The organism is Rhodovulum tesquicola (assembly GCF_024128855.1).
Lineage (GTDB): Bacteria > Pseudomonadota > Alphaproteobacteria > Rhodobacterales > Rhodobacteraceae > Rhodovulum > Rhodovulum tesquicola.
Genome location: NZ_JAMYDV010000069.1, coordinates 1 through 444, shown reverse-complemented (window position 1 = coordinate 444; position 444 = coordinate 1). Strand labels below are relative to the sequence as shown.

Sequence of the window (444 nt, the reverse complement as noted above, 5' to 3'; positions counted from 1 at the left end):
TGTCCCATCCCGGACGATCACATAGACCCTCGCCGCTCTGCGCTCTTCATGGCAAGATCGTTGCTGGGTGAGGTTCGGGACGCGGGGCGAGGATGCTGATTTCTCTTCACAAGCAGGCGACGACAACGCCGAAGATCCGGGCTGCAATCCAGGCCAGCACCGAGCCTGCCTGGATGGTGGCGGAGCGCTACGGCATCTCCGAGCAGACGGTCTGGAAATGGCGCAAGCGGGACAGCGTTCACGACCGCAGTCACACGGCACATCGTTTGCAGACGACGCTGACACCGGCCCAGGAGGCGGTTGCCGTATCCCTGCGGACGACGCTGCTATTGCCGCTCGACGACCTGCTCGCGGTGGTGCGCGAGTTCCTGAACCCGAACGCGTCGCGGTCCGGGCTGGATCGTTGTCTGCGCCGGCATGGTGTGTCCCGACTGCAGGACCTGA

At 64.6% G+C, this 444-nt stretch carries 1 pseudogene; it reads left to right on the top strand.

The features are described 5' to 3' along the window. Positions 1-92: 92 nt before the first annotated feature. A pseudogene (locus NHN26_RS17405) lies at positions 93-444 on the top strand (IS481 family transposase); the annotation flags it as partial.